This window comes from Neorhizobium alkalisoli, from assembly GCF_007829835.1.
Lineage (GTDB): Bacteria > Pseudomonadota > Alphaproteobacteria > Rhizobiales > Rhizobiaceae > Neorhizobium.
Map to the genome: position 1 here is coordinate 30,567 of NZ_VIWP01000011.1, position 26,558 is coordinate 57,124.

Consider the following 26,558-nt stretch of genomic DNA (forward strand, 5'->3'; position numbering starts at 1 on the left):
ACAAGCCCGGCAAGCCCGATGGCGACAAGCCTGGCAAGCCCGATGGCGACAAGCCTGGCAAGCCCGATGGCGACAAGCCTGGCAAGCCCGATGGCGATAGGCCCGGTAAGGGCGACGGCAAGAGCGAAAAGAGCGGAGGCGGACAGCGCACTGCGGCAGGGGGGCGCGAAAACAGCATAGGGAAGGGTCGATGAAGGCACCGATCGCCTTCAACGAATTTGCCAATTCCGTCACATCCAGGGTCGTTCGCCTGCTGATGATCGGCGCCATCGTGTCGTTTTCACTTGCTGGCTATGCATTTCCGATCGGCAAGGCCCTCGACAAGGCTCTTCTGGATTGGCGTTTTTCGGCGGCGCCGCGCGAAGCGTCCGGCAAGATCGTTTATCTTGCGATTGACAAGCAAACTCTCGATGCAGTCGGGACTTGGCCATGGCCCCGAACGATTTACGCGAGCATTATCGACAGATTGGTACGGGCGAACGCGGCCGACATCTTCTTCGACATAGATTTCAGCACGCCTTCGAACCCTGATGCTGATCGCCGTCTTGCTCAAGCGTTAGGGGATGCCGGTGGCGGAGTTATCCTCCCGGTTTTCAAGCAACACCTGATCGCAGGCGATCAGACGTCCGCCCTATCGACACGGCCAATCCCGATACTAGCTGAGAATGCGTGGCTCGCCTCGGCTAACGTCGTCCTCGACGAAGATGGAAGCATTCGCCATTTTTCGCTGGGAGACGTGACGAAGGATGGGCCGACGCAATCGGTTGCCGCGGTCCTCGGTCGATCGGACGCCAATGCCGGAACGCGGCTTATCGATTACTCGATCACGCCATCGTCCGTGCCGATCATATCACTGGCAAAGTTTCTAAGCCCTGACTTCGACCTGGATAGCCTAAAGGGTCGCTCGATTGTCATTGGTGCCTATGCGACGGAATTAAAGGATATTTTCCCGGTAGCGATTTACGGCCAGCTAACGGGCTCGATGTTGCACATCCTCGCTGCAGAGACCCTGTCGCAGCATAGGGATCTGCAAGAACATGACCAACGTCCATGGGAGCTCGGATTTGCAGCGATCGTCATTGCCGTTGCCCTCGGACTTCGTACGGCACGGTCGTATGTCTCGTTCGCTGTGGCGCTACTTGTCATCGGCAGCGGCGAAGCTATTGCCCTTTATCTTCAGGTACAACATGCTGTGGTCATCCACACGGCTAATTGCTGGATGGTGGTAGCGCTTGGTGTCGTCCTCACACTCACCGAAAAGGTGGACTTCAGTCGCTTCATCGCGGATCTTGCTAATGCGGAGCAGCGCAATTTGCGCCGCCTTCTTCGGAAGATCGTCACCGACAGCACGGATGCCGTCGTGGCTTTCGATCATGATCTGATGATCTTCGAGGAGAGCAAGTCGACGAGATCGATGTTGATGCTCTGTGAGGACTCGGCGCCCAGCGGGCCGTTGTCGCAAATCATACCGCGACAACTTCACGATATTATCGTCAAGCTTGCAGCGGATCATGCGGAGGCGAACGAGACTGTTCATAGCAGCACAAGCCAATTCCAGCTTAACCGCAACGGAGCCGTGAAGCACCTTGAAGCGACTGTCACAATCTCACCTGTTGAGCGGCCTAATCAGGATGGAGAAGCAAATCGAGCGCGTTTCGTAGGCAGTCTGATTATCCGGGACATGACAGCACGCCGCGACTACGAAGAACGGCTCCAATATCTGGCAAAGCATGATGCCCTTACCGGGCTTCTAAACCGCGGTGGATTTATCGAGCACCTTGGTAACCAACTTGCTAAGGCCCATCTGCTAACCATTGGGCTGCACCGTTTCAGCGTTCTCAACACGACCATGGGACGCAACGTCGGCGACGACCTCCTGCGAAGCATTGCCTGTCGATTGCAGCAGAGCGATCTGATTGTCTGCGCCGCGAGGCTAGGAGCTGACGTATTTACCGTGGTCGTCCAGGTCGATGTTATTCAAACCCAGGACGAGGCCGCGAAGGCCATCCTCTCCCTTTTTGACCTGCCGTTCGACCTGGCAGGCAGCATGGTGCAGGTCAGCGCACGCATCGGGATATGCACCGTAACGCAGCCTGACGGAGATCCCGGTGCCTGGGTCGAACACGCTGAACATGCGCTTGATGAAGCGAAGGCGATCGCTGGCGGCGGCTGGAAGGCTTATGACCCGGCAGCGGCGAAGCGCCAGCGTCATTCACGTGAACTCGAACACGCTATGCGCGGAGGGCTACAAAAAGGCGAGTTCTTCTTACAATATCAGCCACAGGTTGATCTCCGGACGGGAAAGCTGGCCGGCGCTGAGGCGCTACTTCGGTGGGAGAATGGCAAATTTGGCCTGGTGTCGCCCGCCGCCTTCATACCTGTTGCCGAAGCGAACGGTTTCATCTGTGAGCTCGGACGGTGGGCCCTGACCGAAGCCTGCCATCAGGCTGCCGATTGGCCCGACGAAATCACGGTAGCCGTGAATGTCGCCCCCATCCAGCTGGTCCGGGGCGATGTGGTCGCCGATGTCAAACATGCTCTGGCGCTGTCTGGCCTCCCTCCGAAACGACTTCACCTCGAGATCACCGAGTCGGCCTTCGTCGAACTAAGTGGACCCGTTTGCAAAGCTCTTGAACAGCTGCGGGAAATGGGGATCGCGATCGCGCTCGACGATTTCGGGACAGGCTATTCCTCATTGAGTTACCTTGCCGGTTTCCCGCTCGACAAGCTCAAGATTGATCAGTCTTTCGTCCGCAAGATGTCGAGCGACCCCCAAAGCCTGGCGATCGTCCAGACGGTGAATGCTCTTGCCGAAAGCTTGCAGCTGGACGTAGTTGCAGAGGGAGTTGAGACGGAAACCGAGCGGCAGCTGCTTACTGCGATGGGGTGTGAGATCGGGCAAGGTTATCTGTTCGGAAAACCTCAGCCCTCGGAAGCAATCGAAGAGTGGTATCGCACGAGTTGTCGGAAATTCGCAGTTTAATCAACGTAAAAAAACGATGATGTCACTGCCGTCGCTCTTGATCCGATTTGAACCAGCGACCCTTAACAAACAAGTCACTGCTTCGAGGAAATCAACGAGTTGAGGCATAAAGCCTATTTATGGAACCTTTTTACCCTTTTGATGGAAGCTGACGATCCCCTACTGTACATAGTCAGTCTTGATGCTCACCGCTTCCCAAGCCTCAAGTTCACCAAGCGTCTCTTTGATCCTTCCGCGAATCCGGCGCAACGCATCCGAACCGAGCACAAGCTGAAGTGGGGGATTGTCCGACTTTAGAGTGTCGAGGATGACCCGGGCAGCCGCTTTCGGGTCCCCTAGTTGTTGATGGTTGGCTTTTCCGAGGGTGTCGAGTGCAGCTCCCACTGTTAACCGGTATGCATCGTCGGCTGTCGCGCTGAAACGAGCAGAACCGGTGGACAGGAAATCAGTCCGAAACTGACCCGGTGCTATTGCCGTAACGCCGATGCCAAGGTGCTTGACTTCAGCGGCGAGTGCCACAGAGAAACCTTCAAGCGCATGTTTCGCTGACGCATAAAGTGCGGTGCCCACACCCGGCGCCCTACCCGCCACTGACGTGATGTTTACTATGTGGCTCGCGCCCTGAGCTCGCAAGTAAGGGAGTGCGGTTCGCACAATTCGGATCGGCGCGAACACATCAACGTCAAACAGATGTTCCAATTCAGCATCTGTTGAAGATTCAACCGAACCAAGAAGGCCGTAACCGGCGTTGTTGACAAGGAAATCAACACGCGTTCCTTCCGAAAAAACTTTCTCGACAACTTCTTTCGTACGATCGACATCAACCATATCTAATGCATGGATCTCGATTGCTCTGCCCCGTAAAGTTTCCGGTGTGCCGCCGCTGCGCGTGGTGCCAATAACGCTATCGCCTGCATCGAGAACGGCCTCAGCGAGTGCAAGGCCCAACCCCCTCGATACTCCGGTAATAAACCAATTCGCCATTTTGCAGTCCCTACCTTGACCGACGCCGCTTTTCGGACCGTCCCGCGCAACCTCATTCAGAGGCTAGAACTGCCATGCACTGTGCAGTGCAGTCAAGGGCGATCGAAGCCTGCAATATCGATTGATCTGGGAGAAGTCTAAAGCCGCGTCCGCCTCGAAGCGTCACCAAATGGTAAACCCGCTATCGCTCAAGCTCATAGTAAGCCCTGCTGTTTCGCATCCTGTCCGCAAAGGGCGGCCTAAACGGCCGCCCCAGACACTCTGTTATGCCAGACGCCCGCCGCCATCCACATGAAGGACAGTGCCCGTCACATACCGGTTCGTCATAAGGCTAAGCGCGGCTTCGGCAACGTCGGCAGGAGTGCCCACGTAGCGTGACGGAAGCGACTTGGTTTGCCCTTCGAAAAAGGCCCTGCGGTCGGCCTCCGGCATGAAGTCCCAGCCGGGAGTTTCCACGACACCTGGCGATAGCACATTCACGCGTAGGGGTGCGAGCTCAACGGCAAGTGCCTTTGCGAGACCTTCGAGGCCTGCGTTCACGGCCGCGACAACAGCCGTGCCGGGACCCGGACGATAGGCCGCAAGACCGGAAAAGAATGTGATTGATCCGCCTTCCCTGATCGTCGCACCAGCAAACCGAGCGGCGAAGAACGGGCCCCAGAATTTGCCGGCGAGCATCTGTTGCACGTCTTCAAGAGCAATGTCCGCGATCGGCGCATAGGTAAGTGCCGCGGCTGTCGTAACGAGATGGTCAATCGAGCCCATTGAGGCGTAGGCGTTTTTCGCAGAATCCGCATCGCCTGCGTCCAAGGACGCCGTCACGGCGCGATTGCCCAAAGTCTCGTTTGCCTTGTCGAGCCGATCCTGCGACCGTCCGGCGATGGTGACTTTTGCACCGCGATCAAGAGCTGCCTTGGCAAGGCCAAGGCCCATGCCGGAACCGCCGCCGACAATGACGACGTGTTTGTTTTCGAGATCCATTTGATTTCTCCTTTCAACAATGGAATTGATCCGCCGCTGCCCTCTTGCGAGGCGCGACGATCGCGATGAAGCCAGCGAGACAGACAAAAGCGCCGACGAGAGGTGTCGCCGCCACACCGGCAACTGTGATGGTGGCGTGACCTGTAAGTGAGCCGAACGTGATGCCGAGATTGAACCCTGCGATGTTCATGCCAGAGGCGGCCGCTCGGATGCTGCCTGGTCGATCTGCCGCCACCTGCAGTATCTTTGCCTGGAGGATGGGAACTGCCGCAAACATTGCAAAACCGAGCAGAACGACCAAGACCGCGGTTGGCAGCGCGTTCGATGACCAAGCGGCAATGCCGAGAAGCAGAACAACAAGTCCCGCCACCACCCAGGCGGAAGCCTTGGAAGGACCGACCTTATCAGCGAACTTGCCGCCGACAATGTTTCCAACCGCAGCCGCAAGGCCGTAGAGCAGGAATACAGTGCTAATCGAAGCGACATCGAGCCCCGAAACCTCTTCGAGCAATGTTGCGACGTAAGTGTAGAAGGTAAACGCTCCGCCATAGGCCAGAACCGTTATGCCCGCGGCACCCAATAGAGATGGATCAAAAAGGCCCTTCAGAGCATTCGTGGCTTCCGGCGAAGAACTGTCTCCCGTGCCACGAGGCACGAGCACCCACATCGCGACCGCGGCCACGAAGGCACATGCGGCAACGCAGGCAAAGACAGCTCGCCAGCTCCAGACCGAACCGAGATAGGTTCCTGCTGGCACACCCGTCACAAGAGCAATTGTCAACCCCATGAAGACGAATGCGATTGCACTGCCGCTGCGATCCTTGGCGACGAGGGCAGCCGCCACCGATGATGCAACGGCCAGGAACGTGCCATGCGAGAGACCACTGATGAAGCGGGCCGCGATGATTGTCACGAAGCTCGATGACACAGCGATCAAGAGGTTTCCGGCAACAAAGAGTAGCATCGACGCCATGAGCAGTGGCTTTCGGCTCCATGAACTTGCAAGTGACGTGACGAGGGGAGCGCCGACGGCGACACCAAGGGCATAGGCAGTGACGACCTGCCCCAGATCGGCCACCGGATATCCCAGGCCTGCCGCCATCGGAGGCGCCAACCCGATTGCGACGAATTCGACGAAGCCCAATGCGAAGGCGCATAGGCTAAATGCATAGATGGCGGCTGGCATTGGCTACTCCATTGAACAGAAGCAAAATCTATGCTTTCCCTCAATGTTAGAGTAGATTGCCTATTGTGAAGGACCTTTACCATATGGAAAAGATAGCCTACCTCCCGGGCATCTCAGAATTCGTTGCTTCCGCGAAGACTGGATCCTTTTCCGGCGCTGCGCGTGCCCTCGGCGTCTCGGTTGCGCATATCAGCAGGACAGTTGCGAAGCTTGAAGCCGATCTCGGCGTGCAGCTCATCACACGAAGCACACGGTCGAGCATTTTGACCGATCAGGGGCAGCAGTTCTTCTCGCGATGCTCGAGCATTCTTGAAGCCTATGACGAAGCCCGTGACATCGCGCGCGCGGCGACGGCTATCTCGGGCCGCATTCGTATTTCGATGGGCGGCCATTACGCCGAGACCGTGCTGACACCGCAGCTTGCGCGCTTCTGTGCTGACCACCCGGGGGTTTCGATAGATCTCGAGATGACGAGCAGAAACGTCGCGATGATCGAGGAAAACTTCGATCTCGCCGTGCGAGCCGGGCCACTGGCGCAATCCACTCTTATCGCTCGCAAGCATGCTGGCTTCAGGCTGCGTACGCTCGCGGCGCCTGGCCACGTGCCCGACGCGATAGAGGATCCAGGCGACCTTCATCCGTCATCTTGCATGTCCTTGGGTGGTCGCGACTGGGTCTTTTCCCGCAAAGGCGAGATAAGGGTCTTAAAGCCAGAGGGGCGAGTCAACACAAACAGCGGAACCCTTCTTGTGTCCAGCGCCATCGAACGCTGCGGGATCGCCCAGGTTCCCTCTTACTATGGTCAGGCAGAACTGGAGTCAGGACGGCTTGTGGAACTCTTTCCGGAGTGGACCGCCTCCGAGGAATTCGAGTTCTTCCTAGTCTATCCCGAACAGCGACATCTCCCGGCGCGCGTTCGGGCCCTCATCGACTACCTGGTCGCTCAAGCAGGCCGATAGAACCTGAGGAACATAGCGACGCCACTCTCGATGATCTCTTCGATCTCCCCGGCCGTGAGTGCCCGGTCGTCGCCCATGAGGCGAACCCAAAGGACCGCTTCGTCGATCAGGCCAAGAAACTGCTTCGAGGCGAGGTCGACATTGTCGATCCGCAGGAGGCCGCGGCGAGCCATTTCGCCGATATAATTCCGCACGGAAGTGACTGCGGGTGTTTTTCCCATTTCGAAAAAGCTTTTGATGAGATCCGGGAAACGGCGGCCGTCGGCGATGACCATACGAAGGAAAGCGACAGCCAGCGGCGGCCCCCAAAACGACGACACGGCTTGTCCAATGCGGCGCAGGCCAACCTCTGGGTCCGCAAGAGCTTCGGCATCGTCACCAATATCCATTGCAGGAAATGCGCGCCACATGCGCTCAACGACAGCGCGGAAAAGTGCTTCCTTGCCGTCAGGAAACTGATTGTACAGCGTCCGCCTTGCCGTCCCCGCCTCCTTGGCAACCAAATCCATGCTCGCGTTCTCGTATCCATGCTCGATGAAGACGCGGCTCGCAGTCATGAGGATGACGTCGCGCGTACTCTGAACCGGCCGGGCATTGGCGATCTCCTCGAAGATAGAATCTTTCTTTTCGGCGGCGGACATTGGCGAAATCAAACCTCTCAGAATTTCAGGTGCGCCTTCGATATCCCAACTCGCCCGATTTGACAAAATCGAGGTGCCCCCTTGCCTGCACTCATGAGTGCAGTATATGTCTGCACTCATGAGTGCATTGATGCTCATTAACATACAATTCCATTCAAGTCAGGAGCCCTCCATGGATTCGTTGTCCTCGAAAGTCGCATTGATCACTGGAGGATCACGCGGAATCGGTCGCGAGATTGCGCTCGGTCTTGCCGACGCGGGTTGCGATATCGCTGTGCACTTCAACTCAGATTCTGCATCGGCTGACGAACTCGTTAGAGAGATTACTAATAGGGGCCGTCGCGCGGTTGCTCTGGGCGCGGATCTCGACGATCAAAATCAGGCAGCCGCGCTTAGCGGTGCGGCAGCTTCACAGCTCGGTCCAGTCGACGTGTTCGTTAGCAATGCGGGAATCAATCCCGCAAAACCAATCGATACCATCACGGCTGACGATTGGGACAGGTCGCTGCGCATCAACCTCTCCGCGGCCTTTCACATCAGCCAGTCGATCCTTCCCGGCATGCGCGAACGCAAATGGGGCCGACTGATCTACGTCTCGTCGGTTGCAGCCCAGATCGGCGGAGTAATTGGTCCGCACTACGCAGCGAGCAAGGCGGGCCTGATCGGCCTCGCACACTATTATGCCAGCGCGCTCGCCAAGGAAGGCGTGACCGCAAACGTTCTTGCACCTGCATTGATCGAGACGGATATGATCAAGAACAACGCCGCAATCAAGCCAACCCTTATCCCGATCGGCCGCTTCGGTCGGACCGACGAGGTGGCGTCGCTTGCTGTCAACCTTGCCCAAAATGGCTACATGACGGGACAGACGATTAACGTCAACGGTGGCTGGTACATGAGCTCCTGACACCGGCATGCCAGCCTTCGGCTGACCAGACAAAAATCTCATCGAGGAACCGAGAAGGACAACCGTCATGAAGACGAAGACCGTGCTGACCGCACAGGACGCCGCGAAAATCACCGAGGCCTGCAAGTCTGAAGCCGAGCAGAACGGCTGGAAGATGAGCGTCGCAGTTGTCGATGATGGCGGCCGGCTGTTGAGCGTCGTCCGCTTCAACGACGCCACCTATGACACGGCCGGAGTTGCGCTGCGAAAGGCGGAAACGGCGGCAATGAACCGCAGCCCGTCGGCCGAGGTCGAGGAGATGGAGCGAGATCGTCTGACGATGCTCGCACTCGGTGACCGCCTTCCCCTGCAGGGCGGCATTCCGGCCCTGAGAAACGGTGAATGCCTTGGTGGCATCGGCGTTTCCGGTGGTCTGTCGACGCAGGACGAACAGGTGGCACGCGCCGGGCTGGCCGCGCTGGGCATCTAATTTCTATGGGGGGCGATAACAGCAGCGGGCGGGCTGCGCGAAACACAAAGGATACCAACATGCATACAGAAGAAATCAAATTCCCAAGCGAAGGTTTGAATTGTGCCGGCACCGTCTACCGCCCGGATGGAGAGGGTCCGTTTCCGGCCGTGCTCCTCTCCCACGGCTTTGGCGCTGTACGCGGCATGCGCAACATCCCAGAAGTGGCGACGGCTTTGGCAAGCTCTGGAATCCTGGCACTTGCTATCGACTTCCGCTTTCTCGGCGACAGCGAAGGCGAGCCAAGACAGCAGGTGCTTCCCGACGCGCAACGGCAGGATCTCCGGAATGCGCTCACTTACCTCGAGAGCCGGGACGACGTCGACGCCGCGCGCATTGGTTTGTGGGGCACCTCCTTCAGCGGCGGACAGTCGATCCAGGTCGCAGCCTTTGATCGCCGGGTGAAGGTTCTCGTGGCCCAGGTTCCGGCGACGGACCTCTACCGCCAGATCCGTTTCTCCGCTCCGCCCGAGCAGCGCAAGATCATCGATGATGCCATTGCATCGGAATATGGCCGTCGCTTCCGTGGCGAGCCGCCTGCAACCATGAAACTTGCCGATACGGCGGATGCGCAATCGGTATTCGGGCCGGAGTCGTACGAGTGGGCCACTCACAATGGAGCGGAGCACCCACAGTTTCACAACGCGGTGACCATCAGCTCGTTGCAGGAGGCGGTGCAGACTGCTCCGGGCGACTACATCGAGGCCGTGGCGCCCACCCCGCTTCTCATCATAATGGCCGATCCCGACAAGACGGTGGCGATCGACTACACAAAAGACGCCTTTGATCGTGCAGGCGGGCCGAAAAAGCTGATAGCGATCAAGGGGCTTCATTACGACGCCTACGACAAGCCCGAAACCCTTAAAGAAGCCACCGAAGCCGCTCGCACCTGGTTTGTCGAGCACTTGGCGCCATCGCAGCCCTGATAACCAGGTGCGCAGGCGTGTACGGATCCGCACCGCCTGCGCGTCCGGTCAGCCTCAAAGGAGACGATTCATGCACAATCTGACGAAAGCCTTTGTGACCGCAGCGTTAGGGGCTTCCATTGCATCCTCATCGCTCGCACACGAAGTCGGCGCCTGGGCGGGAGCAAGCAGCGCACCAGCGGAACGTTCTGAGGTTAGTGTCGCGCAGGTAGACGGAAAAGCCTACGTTGTCGGCGACTACAACGGCGCGACGGATTTGCTGATCTATGATCTTGCGAAGGATACATGGAGCAAGGGCGCTCCCTTCCCGTATGCAGTCCATCACACGGCAGCCGTCTCAATCGGTAGGACGATCTACGTTATCGGTGGCTATGTGGACGGATGGAAGGCCACGAATAATGTGTGGGCCTACAACACAGCGTCCGACACGTGGAGCGAACTCGGCAAGATGCCGACAGCTGTTGCCGCCGCAGGCGCCGCAGTCCTCGACGGAAAGATCCATGTCGTGGGCGGCAGCAAGTCCGGTCGCGGCAACATTCCCTTTCACCTTGTCTATGATCCCGAGGCAAAGTCCTGGACTGAGGCCGCCCCGCCGCCTACCAAGCGGGATCATCTCTCGGTCGTCGCGCTCGATGGCAAGCTCGTGGCCGTCGGTGGCAGGATCAACGGCAGTCCCGGAAGCAATCTGGATGTGAACCAGATCTACGACCCTAAGAGCAATTCCTGGACGTCCGGCAAGCCGCTGCCGACAGCACGGAGCGGGAGCGCGTCTGCAGTCCTCGGGCATGAAGCGTTTGTCATGGGTGGCGAAGGCTCAGGCAAAGTCTTCAACGAGGTCGAGGCCTACGACTTACCCAAGAATTCGTGGCGTGCGTTTTCTCCCCTCCCCACAGATCGTCATGGCTTTGGCGCAGTCGTGCATGACGGAAAAATCTTCACAATCGTCGGAAGCCCCGCTCCCGGCGGAAACCGATCGAGTGTCGTCGAAGTGCTGACACCCGGAAAGTAACTGGCCTCACCTAGCACTTCAAACCACATAAGGATTGAACATGTCTGCCACTACGCTTGAACTAGGCAAGAAGACGTTTGCGAAAACCTTTGGCTCCGAAGCGGAAGGCTTCATCCAGACCGTTAACGGCATGGCGCCCGGCCTCGGCGACTTCATCGTCGAGGCGGAATTCGGCAATGCCTACAATCGCCCCGGCCTTGATCTGAAAACACGCGAGCTCGTGATCCTCGCATCTTGCGCGACGCTCGGCTCGACCGGTCTTGGCGCTGTTGGAATGCACATCCCTGCGGCCCTTGCTGCGGGCGCCACGCGCGAAGAAATCGTCGAGGTCTTTGTCCAGCTTTCGTTCGCAGCCGGGATGCCGACCGCGCTTGCAGCACTCGAAGCAGCAAAGACCGCCTTCGATAAGCTTGACGGCAAGCCCGCCTGAACCGACACCTGAATTGGACGAGCAGAACATGGAAAAGCAGTCGGCAGACCCAACTCAAATTCGTCGCGGGACAATCCCCGTTATGGCCGTTGCCTGCGGCGTTATGGTGGGAAACATCTATCTGTGCCAGCCGCTGCTGGGAGCAATCGCCAAAGACTTTGGTGTTCCTGAGAGTATAGCATCCCTCGTCGCCGTGATGACGCAGGTCGGCTATGCTCTCGGCATTCTTCTGCTCGTCCCTCTCTCGGACATGGCGGAGCCCCGCAGCCTAGTCAGATGGATGTCCGCGCTCGCCGCTGTCGGCCTGCTCATGGCCTGTCTCGCCCCGGCAATCCCTGTCCTTCTTGCCGCGAGCATATTCCTTGCATTCGTGACCGTCGTTCCGCAGGTGCTCATTCCACTTGCCACCTCGCTTGTCGCTCCAGAGCATCGGGGGCGCGCAGTCGGCTCGCTTGCGACAGGTCTCATCATGGGAATTCTGCTGTCCAGAACGATTTCGGGGCTGGTGGCCGGCTATGGTGGCTCCTGGCGCGCCTCATACGGGCTAGCGTCCGTCCTCTCCGTCGTCGTCTTCTTTCTCGTTCCGGCCTTTATGCCGAAAAAGTCCGAGCACGCGACCTCGATTGGCTATTTCAAGCTGCTCGCTTCCCTTCCGCCGCTTCTCAAGCATCGAGATCTCATCCTCTCCATGGCCATGAACTTCCTCGTGTTTGGCGCATTTTCCGCCTTCTGGGCAACCATGGCGTTCCATCTGGCTACCCCGGAATTTAGCCTCGGCCCTGCGGCGGCCGGCCTGTTCGGTCTCTGGGGAGCGCCCGGAGCACTTCTGGCGCCGATGGCCGGACGGCTTTCCGACAGATGGGGTCCGGCGCGCGTCAATGTTCTTGGCTTCGCATCCGTGCTCATCTGTTTCGCCATCGCTATCACGATTGGAGCCCATTCGTTGATCGCACTCGTCATCGTGGTAAACCTTCTCGACTTCGGCCTTCAGAGCGGACAGGTCGCCAACCAGACGCGCATCTTCGCCATCGCGCCAGAGATCCGCGGACGGCTGAACACCCTCTACATGGTCTCGACTTTCGGCGGCGGTGCAATCGGTGCGCTCGCAGGCGGCTATGCATGGTCGGCTGCGGGATGGACAGGCGTCTGCTTGCTCGGCTTCGTCGCGACCTGCCTTGCCGCAACCATCCTTGCAACCGGTGTCGCGACCGCCACATCTTCAAAACAGGGACACAGGAGTGAACCATGACCGGAAGCGCATCCGTTAACCGATTGATCGAGCGCATCATCCCGTCATCAGGGGAGAGCATTCCCCTGGTCGGCTGCGGAACCTGGCAGACCTTCGACGTCGGTTCATCCCCGAACGAGCTTGAAGGCCCCTCCTCCGTCATCGGCGCCTTGGTGGAAGGAGGCGGAAAGCTGATCGACAGCTCACCGATGTACGGCCAGGCCGAGCGGGTGACCGGCGAAATCTTGTCCCGAAGCGGGCTGCGCGGTAAGACCTTCCTGGCGACCAAGGTATGGACGCGCGGAAAGGAGTCTGGGATCGACCAGATGAGCCGCTCCTTTGAACTTCTCAAAACCGATATCATTGACCTCATGCAGGTGCACAATCTTCTCGACTGGCAGGTTCATCTACCGACACTGAAGGAATGGAAGGCGCAAGGCCGGATCAGGTATCTTGGCGTGACGCACTACACCGACAGCGCACATTCGGATCTCGAAGCGGCCATCCGGACAGGCGAATTCGATTTCGTCCAGCTCAACTACTCAGTGGCCGACCGCGCTGCCGAAAAGCGGCTGCTACCCGCCGCGAAGGATCTGGGCGTCGCAGTGCTGGTCAACCGCCCATTCGGCGAAGGTTCGCTGATCCGCCGCCTCGCCCGAATGCCGCTTCCCGATTTCGCCCGAGAACTCGGAACACAGACTTGGCCTCAGCTTGCACTTCGGTACGTCATATCGCATCCGGCTGTAACCTGCGCCATTCCGGCTACGTCAAGTTCAGAGCATATGAGAGACAACATGCGCGCGGCCTCTTTGCCGGAGCTTTCATCAGCGCAGAAGTCGGAACTACTTGCAGCTATCGGCTGAAACCTGTTCAGTCCGCAAAATAGCGCGCTGGTGTCTGTCCGAGCGCTTGCTTGAACATCGTAATGAACGCGCTGGTGTTCTCGTAGCCAAGATCAATCGCGATGTTGGTGACTGATTGACCCTCGGCAAGCCACTGGAGTGCAAGTGACAGCTGGAGCTGTCGACGCCATTTGCCAAACGAGAGGCCTGTCTCTTCTTTGAAGCGCCTCGTGAGGGTCCTGGGGCTTGCTCCGATCCGCTCGCTCCAATCTTCGATTGTGGATCGAAGAGACGGGTCAAGCGCGATCAGGTCCGCGAGTTTCCTCAGACGCAGAACCTTCGGCATCGGCAGGTAGAGTGGTTCGCGTCGAGCATGGGTCAGCTCGTCAACCATGACCTGGATAAAGCGATTTTCCCGGCTTGCACCGAGCGGATAGAGCGGCGGCATTTTCTCGAAGCGAGCAAACATCTCCCGCAGCAGCGGTGGCACCGAGATGATGCAGCAATCCGCCGGCATGTCAGGCGCGCTGGCCGGCTCGATGAAAAGGCATCGGATCTCAAGTTTGCCGACACCACTCGAGGAATGCGTCACGCCTCCCGGCACCCAGACAGCGCAGTTGGGAGGTGCGACCCACAAACCATGCGCGGCGTGCACAGTGACGACGCCTTTGGTGGTATAGAGAAGCTGCGCCTTTCGATGCGAATGCGGAGCCTGTTCGAGCACGTCCGTATCAAGGTCAAAGGCGACAGCCGAGATGTCCCTTGCGAGGGAATCCGCGCCTTGGAAATCCTCAATGCGGTTGAACAGAAGCATTCCAGACCCCGCGAACTCACCGAGGGCAAATTGGCCGATAATCGTTATTGTATGGCCATATCACGAAATCCGAACATCAGCAAATTTGGTAGTCGTCCTTGCAGAGAGACCTTGGAAAAGGGCGTGAGACGCGAATCTATCGAATAAGCGCCGACGGCAGCTGTTCGATCGAATAGGTCATGATCGAGGATGGGACGCAAATGACACGCAAGATGGTACCCACTCTCATGGAAGGTATCGATGGGGAGGAAGTCATCAGAGCCCCATTTGTCCTTCACCGCGTTTCTACCTTCCCCATAATAGTGTTCGCGACAGAACTGGCGCAGGGAGGATATGCCGAGCGCTGGACGCTCGAGATGGAAAGCCTCCTGGCGAAGAGGGCACCATTCGTCATCCTGATTCCCAGCTGTGAACGCCCCGAGAGTCGAGAGGATTGGGCCCGGCGCGTCATCTGGATGAAGGAGAATAAGCCTGGGCTTTCGCTCTACTGCAAGGGCGTCATCAGCATCGAACCTGATAGGAGGCTGAGAGCTGATCTTGAACGACGGGTTAGTGGATCGAAGCGAATGTTCGGCGTGTCGCAGCATGTTGTCGAGAGCGAAGAAAACGCCGTTGACCTCGCGCGTCATTTGCTTTCCAAGCGAAGTGTTGCGGCGGAAGCTCTGCGCATTCTCGCACTCAAGCAGATCTACGAGTACTGAAGTGTTTGGCTGTTGCCGAAGCGGGCGCCCCGTTTCACTGTTGAAGATCACCCGAAAGGCGCACAATAAGCCTAAAATTCCTTGAGTTCGGGGAAGTTTCGCTGATGCCAGACGGGATAGGCCGGAGGCAGATCGCTGGCTGTGTCGAGCTTGGCGACCTGCTCTGCCGTCAGGCTCCAGTCAACAGCGCCGATGTTTTCGATGAGCTGCCCTTCCGAGCGGGCTCCAATAATCACATTCGCGACGGACGGCTTTTGCAGGAGCCAGTTCAGAGCGACCTGTGGAATGGTCTTTCCGGTCTTTTCAGAGATCTCATCAAGGGCGTCGATGATCCGAAAAAGATGCGCGTCTTCATATCTCGGGCCCGCCCCGGCGATCTCGAATGCTCTGGTTCCAGGCTGCGCCGGGCGGTCGCGCCGGATTTTACCTGTCAGCTTGCCCCATCCGAGCGGTGACCAGATCATCGAGCCGACACCTTCAACTTGCCCCAACGGCATGAGATCCCACTCGTAATCGCGATTGAGGAGCGAATAGTAGACCTGATGCGAGACGTGACGCGGGTAACCGTATCGGTCAGACACAGAGAGCGATCTCATCAGGTGCCAGCCGGAGAAATTCGAGCAGCCCGTGTATCGGATTTTTCCCGACCTCACGAGCTGGTCAAGGGTCGAGAGAGTTTCGTCCAACGGCGTATTATAGTCCTGGCCGTGAAGTTGGAACAGGTCGATATAGTCCGTCCCGAGCCTTTTCAGAGCGCCATCGACGGCATCCAAGAGATGCTGCCTCAGGACCCGTAATCGTTCGGCCCGTCACCTACTCGGAAGGTCGCCTTGGTCGAGATGAGTACGCGGTCCCGCTTCCCCTTGATGGCCTCGCCCAGAATCGTCTCGGCCAGTCCGCCGGAATAGGCATCGGCGCTGTCAAATAAAGAGACGCCATGATCGAGACAAACGTCAATAAGCCGCGCCGCACCGTTGCTGTCTGTTGATCCCCACGCTTTGAAAAAATCGTTCCCTCCTCCAAACGTTGCTGTTCCGAAGCTGAGGGCGGGTACTCGAAGGCCAGAGCGGCCGAAGCGTCTGTATTCCATGACAAGCCTTTTCGGTAAATGATCACGATGCGAACCGATGCTCAACTCGCAATAGAGTCTGCTCAGGCGGCGACTTTCGTCTTCAAATTCGAAAGAATATTGTTAGGGTCAGATACCCCGTACGGATCCTCTGCGCAGTTGTCGCAATATCCGTCCTCTTCGAACCATTCCTCTACAATACAATCATTGACAGTCGCCGCATAGCGCCACGACCGCATCCCGAAGCCGAGATTATCTTTGGCGACAAGCATGCCCATCTTGCGGGTAAATTCCGCGGAGCCGTCCGGGATGAGCTTTATATTCAAAAGGTTCTGAGACTTGCCCCAGGCGTTCATTACGAAGGCGTCGTTCACCGAAACGCAGTAGATCTCCTCGATTCCCAGACCCTTAAACTGGGGAGCTAGCTTTTCGAAATCGGGAAGCTGATAGGTTGAGCACGTCGGCGTGAACGCGCCGGGCAACGAAAAGACGATCACGCGTTTTCCGGCGTAATAATCGGCGGTCGTCATATCCTGCCAGCGGAAGGGATTAGGACCTTCGACCTTATCGTCGCGGAAGCGCGTCTTGAAGATGACCTGGGGAATTTGTCTTCCTGCGTGCATTGCTACAGCTCCTGCGATCGGATCAATCTAAGCTTCCACTGCGCGCCCACCGGCCATCGGGACGCGACCCTGGAAATAGCAGGTTGCTCGTGTGTCAAATCCAGAGATTAGGCCAGGTTATCAGGAAATCCGGCCAAAAGAGCAGGAGCCGCCAGCAAAGTTGCCAAAGGGCTTTTAAAGCCTGACCGTGGCCTCAAGGGCGGATCGAACCCCCATCAAGTCTTCAGCTTGCAGGATGTGACGGCCGCCCGGATGATCAAGCTTCAGCAAACGCTCGGTTATACGCTTGGAGAAATCCTCGCGCTCAACGAAGAATACCAGGCGGGCGAGCATTCCCCGGAGCGGACGGTCGCCGTCTTGCAGACCCAGATCGAAAGGCTCCGGCTACGCAAGGAGGCGCTGGATGCGGCCTTGAATTTTCTGCAGGGCAAGGTCGAATGGATTAGGTCCGGTAAACCGGGCGATGCGCCGCGCCTGGAGGATTATCGCTGCTGAGCAGCGATCGGCCGGGCAACCTGGGTACGGTCAGCGGCTCCCGACGGTTCTGCCTGCACAAGCCGCGCAGCCTCGATCGTTACACTAGCGACCAGCCCCCGTGGTTCGAACGTTACCTCAACGGCTCCCGCCTCGCGTGACAATGAGCGTGTCAGGAGCCGGCTTCCGAAGCCGCGACGCTCGGGGCTAGGATCGACCGCCGGGCCTCCAGTCTCTCGCCATTCGAGCAAAAGGTCTTCGCCTTCGATCGTCCCGACGAGATTAACCTTCCCGCCTTCGACGCTCAGCGCGCCGTATTTTACGGCATTGGTCGCCAGTTCGTGGTAGATCAGCGCCAGGCTGGCTGCAGTCTCCCCCGTCACCGCGGCGGGACGTCCGCTTATGTGGATGTGATCCCCGAATGGCAGAAGCACCGCCCTCAGCAGCTCATAGACATCCTGTGCTCCCGCGTCGCTCATCGGCGAAGCGAGGGCCTTTCCGAGCGCTACAAGCCTTTCGTTGAACAGCCGCCGCTGTTCCTCTGGACATCCGTCGTTCTTAAAGGTCATGCTCGCCACTGCCTGAACGAGGCTCACCAGGTTCGATGTTCGATGGACCATTTCTCGGGCATAGAGGCTCGACCTTCTTTCCGCGGCGTTCGCTCTTGCAAGAGCGGTCCGCAGGCGGTGAATGAGGGCGAGGATCAAGCCGGACAGCAGCACATAGACGGCGACGGTGACCAGGGATGAAAGCTCTAAAGCAAACGATCCGAAAGGCGGAACCCAGAAGTATAGGGCGAGCAGTCCGCCGGCGATCATCGTGATCGCGCCGGCACGCAAACCGGCAAGATAGGCGGTCACGGCCACTGCCGGAAAGAAGGTGATGAATGGCACGCCTGCGACGACAGGATCGATTAGCGCGCGTACCGCAGCGGCCATCCCGATGCATCCGGCAACAACGAGGGCGCGATAGATCGTGGGGTAGCGATATTCCAATTCCAGAAGACGATGCTGGAGCATTGGTAGAGCTCCTTTCACCGACAACCTACCACCAGGTTCTGGGTGTTTCCAGATCGAGCAGAGCACCCGCCACTTACCACTTAGGGCGGGTGCGAAGCCCCAAATACAGAGCGTCGGCATAAGGTGGCAATGTAACTGTCGTCGCGGCGCTGGCTCAGTCTCGAAAGGCTGCAGCGACCATGCTCTGCAAGAGCGTGGTCGGACGACCAATCAGCCGACCGAGGGCGCCGCTGTCGTCGAACAGCGCCCCGCATGACGCCGCAACGTCGGCGTCCGCGAGAAGGCCCGCGAGATCGGACGGCAACCCGGCGCTTGTCAGCACTTCGCGATAAGCGGCCTCGGAAAGATCGTTGTAAACGACACTCTTGCCCGACTGTCGCGAGACTTCTGCGGCCAGCTCGGCAAGGGAGTAGGCCTGGTCGGCTGCAAGCTCATACGTCTTTCCGGCGTGACCTTCGCTCGCCAACACCATGGCTGCAGCCTCGGCGTAATCCTGCCGTGCTGCGGACGAGAAACGGCCGTCTTTTGCGGCGCCGACGAAGGCGCCGTACTCAAGCGCCATGGGAAACGCCATCAGATGGTTCTCTGTATACCAGCCGTTTCGCAAGATAACAGCAGGCAGGCCGGAAGCGGCGATCACCTCCTCCGTCTGGCGATGCTCGTCCGCAAGCATCGCTGGCGAGGTGCCAGCATGAAGCATGCTTGTGTAGGCGATCAGCGAAACGCCCGCCTGCGTGGCCGCGTCGATCACAGCCCGATGACGCGGCAGGCGGCCAACGACCTCGGTCGAGGAAATCAGCAGCAGCTTCTCGACTCCGGCAAACGCTGGGCCGAGCGTCTCGGGGCGGCTATAGTCAGCTTCACGCACGATCACGCCGTGCTGGGCGAGATCCTTACCCTTTTCCGGGTCTCGCACAGCTGCGACGATCCGGTCTGCCGGAATGGTCTTCAACAACGCCTCGATCACGAGGCGGCCGAGTTGTCCTGTTGCTCCAGTTACTGCGTACATAGGCCAGTCCTTTTCTTGGTTGGGAAGGAAGATCCTCTGAATATCGACCATCGTTACCAATGGAAACCACGTATCTTGTGGTAACATCCACTTTCAGGTAACCAACTGGAAACTGCCGACCGAGGAAGCGTGATGGTTCTCAAATTGCGGAAGAAAGCGACGGCGCTCCCCGGCTGTCCAATGTCGAAGTGCATGGATCTGCTCGGCGGTTGCTGGACGCCGGAGGTACTCTGGTCTCTGAGCGAAGGCCCACGCCGGTTCTCGGAATTGCGCCGGGATAGTCCATTTATTTCGGCGAAGGTCATGACGAGCAGGCTGCGGGATCTGGAACAGCGCGGCGTCCTCACGCGCACAGTGATGCCGACATCCCCGCCGACAGTGGAATATGAGTTGTCTGAATTGGGAAAAGAATTGCTCCCCGCGATCAGGTCCATCGTCGAAGTCGGGACCCGTCTCCTGCTGCGCGATACGAGCTCTTGAAGGGACTCGAACCGCCGACGTGTGCCTGCGATTGCCAAACGAGAGCCGACGGTAATGATGACCAACATTTCCATCTAAAAATGCCTGCCGCGGGAGGAGAGATGCGGCAGGCGATCGGAGTAAATGGCTGGCCCACAAAGAGAGGCTTGGAGGAGGCTTCCTGAACCTTTTTCAGCCGGTGCGGAAGCCTCACTCCGCTTTCATTTGGCGATCTTGCGATCGAGGAAACTCCTGATCAGCGGAGCCATCTCGTCCAGCTTGTCTTCAAGCGCAAAGTGGCCTGTATCAAGGAGATGGAACTCTGCATCGGGAAGATCGCGAAGATAGGGATGCGCGCCCTCTTCTGGGAAGATCTTGTCGTTCTTGCCCCAGACGATCAGCGTCGGGGGCTTCCGGTCGCGGAAGAATGCCTGGAACTGCGGATAGAGCGGTAGGTTGGTGCGGTAATCGTAGAACAGATCGAGCTGGATATCCTTGTTCCCCGGCCGGTCGAGCAGCGCCTGGTCGTGCACCCAGTTGTCGGGGCTGATGCGCGTCAGATCCTTGACGCCATCGGTATACTGGAACTTGGTCGTCTCGGGTGCGACGAGCACCGAGAGCGCTTCCCGGTCCTTGGTTGCCCCCGACTTCCAATAGGCGCGGATCGGGTTCCAGAAATCCCGGATGCCTTCGTCATATGCATTGCCGTTCTGGACGATCATTCCGGTGACGCGATCCGGGTGCTTGAGCGCTAGCCGGTAGCCAATGGGTGCGCCATAATCCATGAGATACATCGAATATTTGGCAGCACCGAGTTTGGTCAGCAACGTGTCGACGATATCGGCATAGTGGCCGAAGGAATACTCGAATTTGGTGTGATCGGGGGCATCGCTCTGACCGAAGCCCGGATAATCAGGGGCGATGACGCGGTAACGGTCAGCGAGCAGCGGGATCAGGTTGCGGAACATGTGTGACGATGTCGGGAAGCCGTGAAGCAGGACGACGACCGGACCGTCGGCCGGTCCAGCTTCGCGATAGAAGACGTTGACGCCGTCGATTTTCGTGGAGCGATAGTGAATCGTAGCAGATGCCTGCTGGGCGATCGCCGGCGTTTCGGCGAAGACTACGTTTGCGGGCGTGGTAATAAAGATGCTGGCGGATGCGAAAAGTACAGCGGCAAGAGTACGGGACATGGTGTTTCTCCTCAGGAACGGTTGTGGGCGGCTTGTTGCCTGGAGCCAACATCGCTCTTTCAGCCCGGAAGGAGAATGTTCGTATTCGACAAGGGATTATTGCGTCTGGTGATATGAATACAGTAAAAACAGCGACCATTTGGATGAGCCGCTACGGTGGCGTCGGCGTGGTAAGCTGTCCGCAGGATCGTAGCTCAGGGGATCGACTTACGGTGTGACCATCGCGTTCAGAAACAGGGATAATTGTCTACCCGAGCGGCGGTGCCACCCAACGAGACGGGGGAGCGAACGCAGTTCGCTCCAAAAGCTTAGGCCTAGCTCGGTGATATCGAGGGGCTAGTTGAGAAGGCGGTTCTCGCGCAGCCTTGCCGCAGCCATATCGACGAAGGCGCGCACCTTTGCTGGAGCGTGCCGACCCTCCGGATGGAGGATGTGTATGGGCAAAGGCGGTTCCTCGAATTCGCTGAGGATGATCTGCAGCTCTCCAGCAACGAGAGCTGGGCCGATCTGGTAGTTGAGCACTCTTGTCAGACCCCACCCCTCGCGTGCCGACTGGATCGCTGCTTCGTTGGTGTTGCATTGTAAAGCCGCATCCACGGATACTCGCAGATCGTCGCCAAACTTCCACTCTGGTGAAGCCCAGGCTGCCGTGGAAGCCGCGATACGGTGGTCTTTGAGATCGGCTGGCGATTTTGGAACACCAAAGCGCTCAAAATACTTGGGAGAACCACACATGACGCGACGGACCGTCCCGACTTTCACAGCAGAGAGATTAGAGTCGGGGAGATGGCCGATACGCACGGCAACGTCGATCCCTTCCTCTACGATATTAACTGGTCGGTCGATGAACAGCGTCTTCGCTTTCATCGTGGGATAGGTATCAAGGTAATCCGTCACGACCGGAAGAACGTACATCTGCCCGAACAGCGCGGACGCGGTTATGGACAGGGTTCCCGTCGGCGTCGCGTAGGAACCGCCGGCAGCCGCCTCTGCTTCAGCAATATCGGCAAGGATCCGGCGACAGTCTTCAAAATAGCGAACCCCCGCTTCGGTCATCTTCACCGAGCGGGTGGTCCGCACCAAGAGGCGCGCTCCAATCAGGTCTTCGAGTGACGAAACCGCACGCGTGACAGCCGGTGCGCTCATGAACATCTGGCGCGCGGTATCCGCGAAACTTTCAGTTTCCGCGACCTTCACAAAGATCCTCATTGCCTGCCAGCGATCCATCCATCCCCCCCAAAGCACTTGCGTTTCCAAGACCCTAAGGGCTCGGAACAGAAGCCTCAAGAGCCTCTAACAGAGGATCATGATTGGCGAACGGCAAGCCTGCGAGATGCGCTCTATTTCCGCAGAGGCTTCCTCGGAAAGACCGGCGCGCAGTGCGCGCTGGTGCGTTTCCTGACAAGCGTTCAATGCAAGGGATATTGCGATCGACGTCTCGAAGTCGAAGCTTGAGCCCCGACGCGCCATGTCCATTTCGGCGCCGGTCATACCAAGTGCACGACCGGCTTCTTCTTGTTTCGCAAGCAGTGTATTGCTCGCGTTGGTTCCCGTGAGAGCCAGCTCTATTGAAAGCCTTACCCGCGGATCAATCGACGAGCTAGCCATTTTCCCATCTCCTTGATCAGCCGTCTAAAAGCCGAAATCACTCAGGCCAGGATGGTCGTCCGGCCGGCGCCCCAGCGGCCAACGAAACTTGCGATCCGCTTCAGCGATCGGGTGCTCGTTGATGCTGGCATGCCGTTCCCGCATCAGGCCGTCTTCGGCAAATTCCCAGTTCTCGTTGCCATAGGCGCGGAACCACTGACCGCTGTCGTCGCGATACTCATAGGCATATCGGACAGCGATGCGATTGTCGGTGAAGGCCCAGAGTTCCTTGATCAGGCGATAGTCGAGCTCCCTGTTCCACTTGCGGGTTAGGAATGCTTCAGCTTCGGCGCGATTCTTCGCGAACTCGGCGCGGTTACGCCAGCGCGTATCGAGCGTATAGGCAAGTGCCACCTTGCCGGCATCGCGGCTATTCCAGCCATCCTCTGCAAGACGGACCTTCTCGATGGCAGTCTCTCTGGTGAATGGGGGAAGCGGGGGACGGGACATGTTTCAAGTTCCTCTCAAGATGGCGTTTGTCTTTGTTGGCGAGAGACGGCGCATCTTGCACCGCTCTCGAGGGTTTGGTCACGCAGCCGCGCGATCGATACGGGGAAAGTCGATCTCGGTATCAAGGGCCTCGTTCACGTAGTTCGTGAAGGTATTGAGGGCCACATGGGCGATGATCTCGACAATCTCGGCATCGCTGTAGCCGGCGTCACGAACCTTGGTGATTTCGGCTGACGAGACGGACCCGCGAGCGACTGTCAGAGCCCTGGCGAACTCGACAGCGGCCGCCGCCTTGGGATCGTTCGAAGTGCCATTGCGGTTGGCAGCGATTTCGCTCCCGTCGAGCTTGGCGAACTTCGTGCCAGTGAAGGTGTGGGCGGACAGGCAATAGTCACAGCCGTTGGCTTCAGCCATGGCGAGTGCGATGCGTTCGCGGGTGGCCGGCGGCAGCTTGCCCTTGCCGAGTGCGCCCTGGAGCGACGTCAATCCGGTTAATGCGGCGGGGCTGTTGGCAACCAGACGGAAGATGTTCGGGACGGAGCCGATCTGCTTCTGGATGGTCTCGAGGATCGGACGAGAGGCTTCTGGAGCCTCATTGATGGTTGCCGGGGTAGGAATGCGTGACATTGTGTTTCTCCTTTTTCGGTTGGGAGAGACGTCGCTCTCTTGAGATTGAATATGATCCGGTCGGGACGATCGCTGAACATCGAAAGGAAGCAAGGGACCGTTACGCTGGACGCAGCAATCGGCCCTTAGACAGCGAGCTGCAGGCCGCTTTCCTGGTCGGCAGGAACAGCGCAGCACAGGAGCACTTCGTCGGCGTCGATCTTCGCCGTTGGTTGCTTGACGTACGCGACGGCGCCCTTGACGAGCTTCGTCCGACACGTCCCGCAATTCCCCTCCCTACAACTGAATTCGGGTTCGAGCCCGCGTGCCTCTGCAAGCTCCAGCAGAGTGCTGGAACCCGGTGTCCACCTTGCTTCTTTTAGGGAGTTCGTGAACACGACGGGTACGGGTTTTTCCGAAGGCTTCGCGGCGGAAGATAACGCGGCTGGTGCGGGTTGCCCCGTGCGGATCAGCGACGACGGACCGAAAGCTTCAGCCTGGATACGATCGTCAGCAATGTTAAGAGCCCGCAGCCCGTCATAAAGTCCTTGCGTGAATTGGGGAGGTCCACAGAGATAAAAATCATAGTCGTTGAAGGGAAGAAACCGCGTCAGCATCGCCATATCGATCCTTCCGGCCGCATCGAAGTCCCTGCCCTCTTCAGCATCCGTCGTGTCGCCGAGGACCCTGACCAAGCGCACAACACCCTTGGTCGCTCCGACGAGCTCGGCAATTTCTTTATCGAACGGCCGATCAGCCTTGGAGCGAGCCGCGTAGAACAAAGTGACCGGACGGACACGCTGCTTGCGCAGCCCTTCGTAGACAATATGACGGAGCATCGCGAGCATCGGCGTGATGCCGACGCCGCCTGCCAGAAGAACCGCCGGACGTATCGAGCGTGCGTCAATCTTGAAGTCACCGGCCGGCGCACGGGCCTCGATGACATCGCCGACGACAACAGTATCGTGCAAGAACTGCGAAACCCGGCCGTCTCGCTTGACGCTGATGCGATAGACCCCATCGGAGGGCGCGACCGAGAGTGTGTAAGTGCGAATGATCGACTTTTCTTCGCCGGGTAGCTTTAGCCGTATGGGGATATGTTGACCGGCGTTGTGAGGGAGCAGCCCTGCGCCATCACCAGGCTGCAGATGGAAAGACCTAATCGCCGCACTTTCATCGACAATTGCGGTGACGGTCATTGGCCGCCAGCTGTTAGCAAACTCTGCGGCGCGGAGACGGTCGGCTGCTTGGCTCCAGCTGCCTGTCATCAAGGAGCTCGGCGACCAGCCGTCCTTCTGAAAACCCCATCTTAACGCCAGTGCATTACGGCGACGAACGATCCGTGTCGGCTTGAATGTCCAAAAACGCTCCGCGCCCTGAAAGGCGGCGATCTCGGGCGAATCGAAGATGACTTCGGCTTTCCCCGTCATCTGCAGCATATCGCCGGTGGTGAAATCCACGAACAGCAGTCCTGCCTTTCCGTTCAGTAGGATGTTGCCGAGAGTTGCGAAGAAGAGATTGCCGTCGAAATCGGGGATCGTCAGGACGCCATCGTCACCGATACGAACAAACCCGGCATTCCCGCCGCGGTGGGAAACATCCACCTGGCGCCGGTCTTCGCGATCGACGTAAGACGCCACGAAAAACGCGTCAGCTTCCTCAATGATCGCGCGTGCCTGGTCGTCGAGTGCCGGCAGCTCCTCGACTGCACCGTGAAAAGACGTCCCCGGCTGGCGTTCGAATGAAAAATCGCGCAGCTGAATGTAGCGCGGGCAATTTCCAAAACTCTGGTCGACATCGACGCGAAAACCACCGTCGATCGTCGAGACAAAACCGTTCATGCGGTTGCGGCGACGCGTGTGCATCTCGATGCCAAGGAGACCAATCGGCAGGCCATCGGCCAATCCTTCACTAGCCGGGTCGCTCGGATCGCGGTGCGCAGCTATATCTAAAACGACGGGGGACGGTGACAACATGAAGCCCGGATTGCCTTCGACAAAAGTCGCCCAGGCGTCACCGGCTTGATCGACGCTCCCGAGAACGATGAACGGCAGTTGGGCGTAGAAGTCCCGGTGCTGGTCCGGCATGAAATCGCGAACGACACGCTGGCCGACGGAGGCCATGCGTTCCTTTACGCCGAGCTTTTCCTGAATAAAGGTCTCGCCTTCATGCCAAGTCGGCAGTTTCGAAAGCTTCATGGACATCGGCGTTCTCCAGAATAAGGGGCGAAGAGCGTGCGAGGCATCGCACGCCCTATCGAAGCTCAGGCGGCAAGACCGACGGGCGTCTTGACGAAGTCGACGAAACCGGGGAGCTGTTCGACACGAGCCAGAAAGGCGTTGACGGAGGGATAGGCGCTAAGGTCGACATTGCCCTCCGGGGCACGTGCGACGTAGCTGTAGATCGCGACGTCGGCGATCGTCGGGCGGTTGCCCACCAGCCATTCGCGTCCGTGCAGCTGGCTTTCGATCCGGCCGAGGATGGTGTGTGCACGGCCAATGACCTCTTCGGGATTGAACTTAGCGCCGAAGACCGTCACCAGACGCGCCGCTGCCGGACCGTAAGCAATCTCGCCGGCTGCAACCGAAAGCCACCGCTGAACGTCGGCGGCCCCTTTGGCATCTTCGGGAAGCCATTCCGTCGCAGCCGATTTCTTGGCGAGGTAAACCAGGATCGCGTTGGAATCAGAGATGAAGACATCGCCATCCGCCAGGACCGGGACCTGACCGAAGGGATTCATTTTAAGGTAGTCGGGCTGCTTGTGCGCGCCAGCTTTCAGATCGACCTCGACCAGCTCGTGGGGAAGCCCGATCAGCGAAAGGAAGAGCCGGGCGCGATGCGCGTGACCTGACAGCGGATGGTGATAAAGTTTCATGTGATCGCTCCTGATTGAAGGCCGGGTCCATTCCA

General features: G+C 58.5%; 28 protein-coding genes and 1 pseudogene. 12 read left to right on the forward strand and 17 right to left on the reverse strand.

Annotated features, from left to right (window positions below; all coding sequences use genetic code 11):
• Positions 1-200 (reverse strand): hypothetical protein (locus FHW37_RS33770; RefSeq protein WP_186458436.1); only part of this gene is annotated, 200 nt, incomplete at its 3' end.
• Between FHW37_RS33770 and FHW37_RS27665 the strand changes: the two genes are divergently transcribed.
• Positions 191-2,983 carry an EAL domain-containing protein gene (locus FHW37_RS27665; RefSeq protein WP_145642332.1) on the forward strand — a complete coding sequence of 931 codons (2,793 nt, stop codon included), beginning with the start codon at positions 191-193 and terminating at the stop codon, positions 2,981-2,983. The two genes, FHW37_RS33770 and FHW37_RS27665, sit on opposite strands and share 10 nt — an antisense overlap.
• A 159-nt stretch (positions 2,984-3,142) precedes the next feature.
• Here FHW37_RS27665 and FHW37_RS27670 read toward each other — a convergent pair whose 3' ends face one another.
• The 3 genes from FHW37_RS27670 to FHW37_RS27680 form a co-directional block, all read right to left on the reverse strand.
• Positions 3,143-3,967, reverse strand: a complete 825-nt coding sequence (locus tag FHW37_RS27670) for an SDR family NAD(P)-dependent oxidoreductase (RefSeq protein WP_145642333.1) — start codon at positions 3,965-3,967, stop codon at positions 3,143-3,145.
• Between the two features lie 264 nt (positions 3,968-4,231).
• Positions 4,232-4,948: an SDR family oxidoreductase gene (locus tag FHW37_RS27675; protein ID WP_145642336.1), complete on the reverse strand. Its 717-nt coding sequence runs from the start codon at positions 4,946-4,948 to the stop codon at positions 4,232-4,234.
• A gap of 13 nt (positions 4,949-4,961) precedes the next feature.
• Complete coding sequence (locus FHW37_RS27680; RefSeq protein WP_145642339.1) at positions 4,962-6,134, reverse strand: MFS transporter; 1,173 nt, start codon at positions 6,132-6,134, stop codon at positions 4,962-4,964.
• A gap of 83 nt (positions 6,135-6,217) precedes the next feature.
• Here FHW37_RS27680 and FHW37_RS27685 point away from each other — a divergent pair, with 83 nt between their 5' ends.
• Positions 6,218-7,093: a LysR family transcriptional regulator gene (locus FHW37_RS27685; protein ID WP_145642341.1), complete on the forward strand. Its 876-nt coding sequence runs from the start codon at positions 6,218-6,220 to the stop codon at positions 7,091-7,093.
• On the opposite strand, the gene FHW37_RS27690 is transcribed toward FHW37_RS27685, so the two are convergent.
• Positions 7,078-7,872 (reverse strand): TetR/AcrR family transcriptional regulator, encoded by a 795-nt coding sequence (locus tag FHW37_RS27690; RefSeq protein WP_246690951.1) that lies wholly within the window; start codon positions 7,870-7,872, stop codon positions 7,078-7,080. The genes FHW37_RS27685 and FHW37_RS27690 overlap by 16 nt on opposite strands.
• A 34-nt stretch (positions 7,873-7,906) precedes the next feature.
• On the opposite strand from FHW37_RS27690, the gene FHW37_RS27695 reads away from it, so the two are divergent.
• The 7 genes from FHW37_RS27695 to FHW37_RS27725 all read left to right on the forward strand — a co-directional run bounded on the left by FHW37_RS27695 (position 7,907) and on the right by FHW37_RS27725 (position 13,605).
• Entirely contained in the window at positions 7,907-8,641 is a 735-nt protein-coding gene (locus tag FHW37_RS27695; RefSeq protein ID WP_113237211.1) for an SDR family NAD(P)-dependent oxidoreductase, read from the forward strand.
• Positions 8,642-8,708: 67 nt separating this feature from the next.
• Positions 8,709-9,110, forward strand: a complete 402-nt coding sequence (locus FHW37_RS27700; protein WP_145642344.1) for a GlcG/HbpS family heme-binding protein — start codon at positions 8,709-8,711, stop codon at positions 9,108-9,110.
• A gap of 59 nt (positions 9,111-9,169) precedes the next feature.
• Positions 9,170-10,075, forward strand: coding sequence for an alpha/beta hydrolase (locus FHW37_RS27705; RefSeq protein ID WP_186458437.1), 906 nt, complete (start codon positions 9,170-9,172; stop codon positions 10,073-10,075).
• 70 nt (positions 10,076-10,145) lie between these two features.
• A complete protein-coding gene (locus tag FHW37_RS27710) occupies positions 10,146-11,084 on the forward strand; it encodes a Kelch repeat-containing protein (protein ID WP_145642349.1) in 939 nt (312 codons plus the stop codon).
• Between the two features lie 40 nt (positions 11,085-11,124).
• Positions 11,125-11,514, forward strand: a complete 390-nt coding sequence (locus FHW37_RS27715) for a carboxymuconolactone decarboxylase family protein (RefSeq protein WP_145642351.1) — start codon at positions 11,125-11,127, stop codon at positions 11,512-11,514.
• 82 nt (positions 11,515-11,596) lie between these two features.
• Positions 11,597-12,763: an MFS transporter gene (locus FHW37_RS27720; protein ID WP_210249332.1), complete on the forward strand. Its 1,167-nt coding sequence runs from the start codon at positions 11,597-11,599 to the stop codon at positions 12,761-12,763.
• Positions 12,760-13,605: an aldo/keto reductase gene (locus FHW37_RS27725; RefSeq protein ID WP_246690952.1), complete on the forward strand. Its 846-nt coding sequence runs from the start codon at positions 12,760-12,762 to the stop codon at positions 13,603-13,605. Before FHW37_RS27720 ends, FHW37_RS27725 begins: the two co-directional genes overlap by 4 nt.
• A 7-nt stretch (positions 13,606-13,612) precedes the next feature.
• On the opposite strand, the gene FHW37_RS27730 is transcribed toward FHW37_RS27725, so the two are convergent.
• A complete protein-coding gene (locus tag FHW37_RS27730) occupies positions 13,613-14,398 on the reverse strand; it encodes an AraC family transcriptional regulator (RefSeq protein ID WP_145642358.1) in 786 nt (261 codons plus the stop codon).
• Between the two features lie 200 nt (positions 14,399-14,598).
• On the opposite strand from FHW37_RS27730, the gene FHW37_RS27735 reads away from it, so the two are divergent.
• The gene (locus FHW37_RS27735; protein ID WP_145642361.1) at positions 14,599-15,099 is read left to right on the forward strand and encodes a hypothetical protein; all 501 of its coding nucleotides are present in this window, start codon (positions 14,599-14,601) and stop codon (positions 15,097-15,099) included.
• A gap of 71 nt (positions 15,100-15,170) precedes the next feature.
• On the opposite strand, the pseudogene FHW37_RS27740 reads toward FHW37_RS27735, so the two are convergent.
• Positions 15,171-16,189: pseudogene (locus FHW37_RS27740) on the reverse strand (aldo/keto reductase).
• A 62-nt stretch (positions 16,190-16,251) separates the two neighbouring features.
• Positions 16,252-16,791, reverse strand: coding sequence for a peroxiredoxin (locus tag FHW37_RS27745; protein WP_145642364.1), 540 nt, complete (start codon positions 16,789-16,791; stop codon positions 16,252-16,254).
• A 252-nt stretch (positions 16,792-17,043) separates the two neighbouring features.
• Between FHW37_RS27745 and FHW37_RS27750 the strand changes: the two genes are divergently transcribed.
• Positions 17,044-17,286 carry a hypothetical protein gene (locus FHW37_RS27750; protein WP_246690953.1) on the forward strand — a complete coding sequence of 81 codons (243 nt, stop codon included), beginning with the start codon at positions 17,044-17,046 and terminating at the stop codon, positions 17,284-17,286.
• Here the strand turns inward: FHW37_RS27750 and FHW37_RS27755 are convergent.
• On the reverse strand, positions 17,274-18,284 hold the full coding sequence (locus FHW37_RS27755) for a DUF4118 domain-containing protein (RefSeq protein WP_186458438.1): 1,011 nt from the start codon (positions 18,282-18,284) through the stop codon (positions 17,274-17,276). The two genes, FHW37_RS27750 and FHW37_RS27755, sit on opposite strands and share 13 nt — an antisense overlap.
• A gap of 154 nt (positions 18,285-18,438) precedes the next feature.
• Positions 18,439-19,344 carry an SDR family oxidoreductase gene (locus FHW37_RS27760; protein ID WP_281407285.1) on the reverse strand — a complete coding sequence of 302 codons (906 nt, stop codon included), beginning with the start codon at positions 19,342-19,344 and terminating at the stop codon, positions 18,439-18,441.
• Positions 19,345-19,425: 81 nt separating this feature from the next.
• On the opposite strand from FHW37_RS27760, the gene FHW37_RS27765 reads away from it, so the two are divergent.
• Positions 19,426-19,773 (forward strand): winged helix-turn-helix transcriptional regulator, encoded by a 348-nt coding sequence (locus FHW37_RS27765; RefSeq protein WP_145642370.1) that lies wholly within the window; start codon positions 19,426-19,428, stop codon positions 19,771-19,773.
• A 200-nt stretch (positions 19,774-19,973) separates the two neighbouring features.
• Here FHW37_RS27765 and FHW37_RS27770 read toward each other — a convergent pair whose 3' ends face one another.
• From FHW37_RS27770 to FHW37_RS27800, 7 genes are all read right to left on the reverse strand, one after another.
• Entirely contained in the window at positions 19,974-20,945 is a 972-nt protein-coding gene (locus tag FHW37_RS27770) for an alpha/beta fold hydrolase (protein ID WP_113237230.1), read from the reverse strand.
• Positions 20,946-21,281: 336 nt separating this feature from the next.
• On the reverse strand, positions 21,282-22,172 hold the full coding sequence (locus FHW37_RS27775; protein WP_113237231.1) for a LysR family transcriptional regulator: 891 nt from the start codon (positions 22,170-22,172) through the stop codon (positions 21,282-21,284).
• A 66-nt stretch (positions 22,173-22,238) separates the two neighbouring features.
• Entirely contained in the window at positions 22,239-22,553 is a 315-nt protein-coding gene (locus FHW37_RS27780; protein WP_113237232.1) for a hypothetical protein, read from the reverse strand.
• A gap of 24 nt (positions 22,554-22,577) precedes the next feature.
• Positions 22,578-23,042 carry a DUF1348 family protein gene (locus tag FHW37_RS27785; protein WP_113237233.1) on the reverse strand — a complete coding sequence of 155 codons (465 nt, stop codon included), beginning with the start codon at positions 23,040-23,042 and terminating at the stop codon, positions 22,578-22,580.
• Between the two features lie 78 nt (positions 23,043-23,120).
• On the reverse strand, positions 23,121-23,669 hold the full coding sequence (locus tag FHW37_RS27790) for a carboxymuconolactone decarboxylase family protein (protein WP_113237234.1): 549 nt from the start codon (positions 23,667-23,669) through the stop codon (positions 23,121-23,123).
• 125 nt (positions 23,670-23,794) lie between these two features.
• A complete protein-coding gene (locus FHW37_RS27795; protein WP_145642373.1) occupies positions 23,795-25,852 on the reverse strand; it encodes a pyridoxamine 5'-phosphate oxidase family protein in 2,058 nt (685 codons plus the stop codon).
• 59 nt (positions 25,853-25,911) lie between these two features.
• Complete coding sequence (locus tag FHW37_RS27800) at positions 25,912-26,523, reverse strand: glutathione S-transferase family protein (RefSeq protein WP_113237236.1); 612 nt, start codon at positions 26,521-26,523, stop codon at positions 25,912-25,914.
• Positions 26,524-26,558 lie beyond the last annotated feature (35 nt).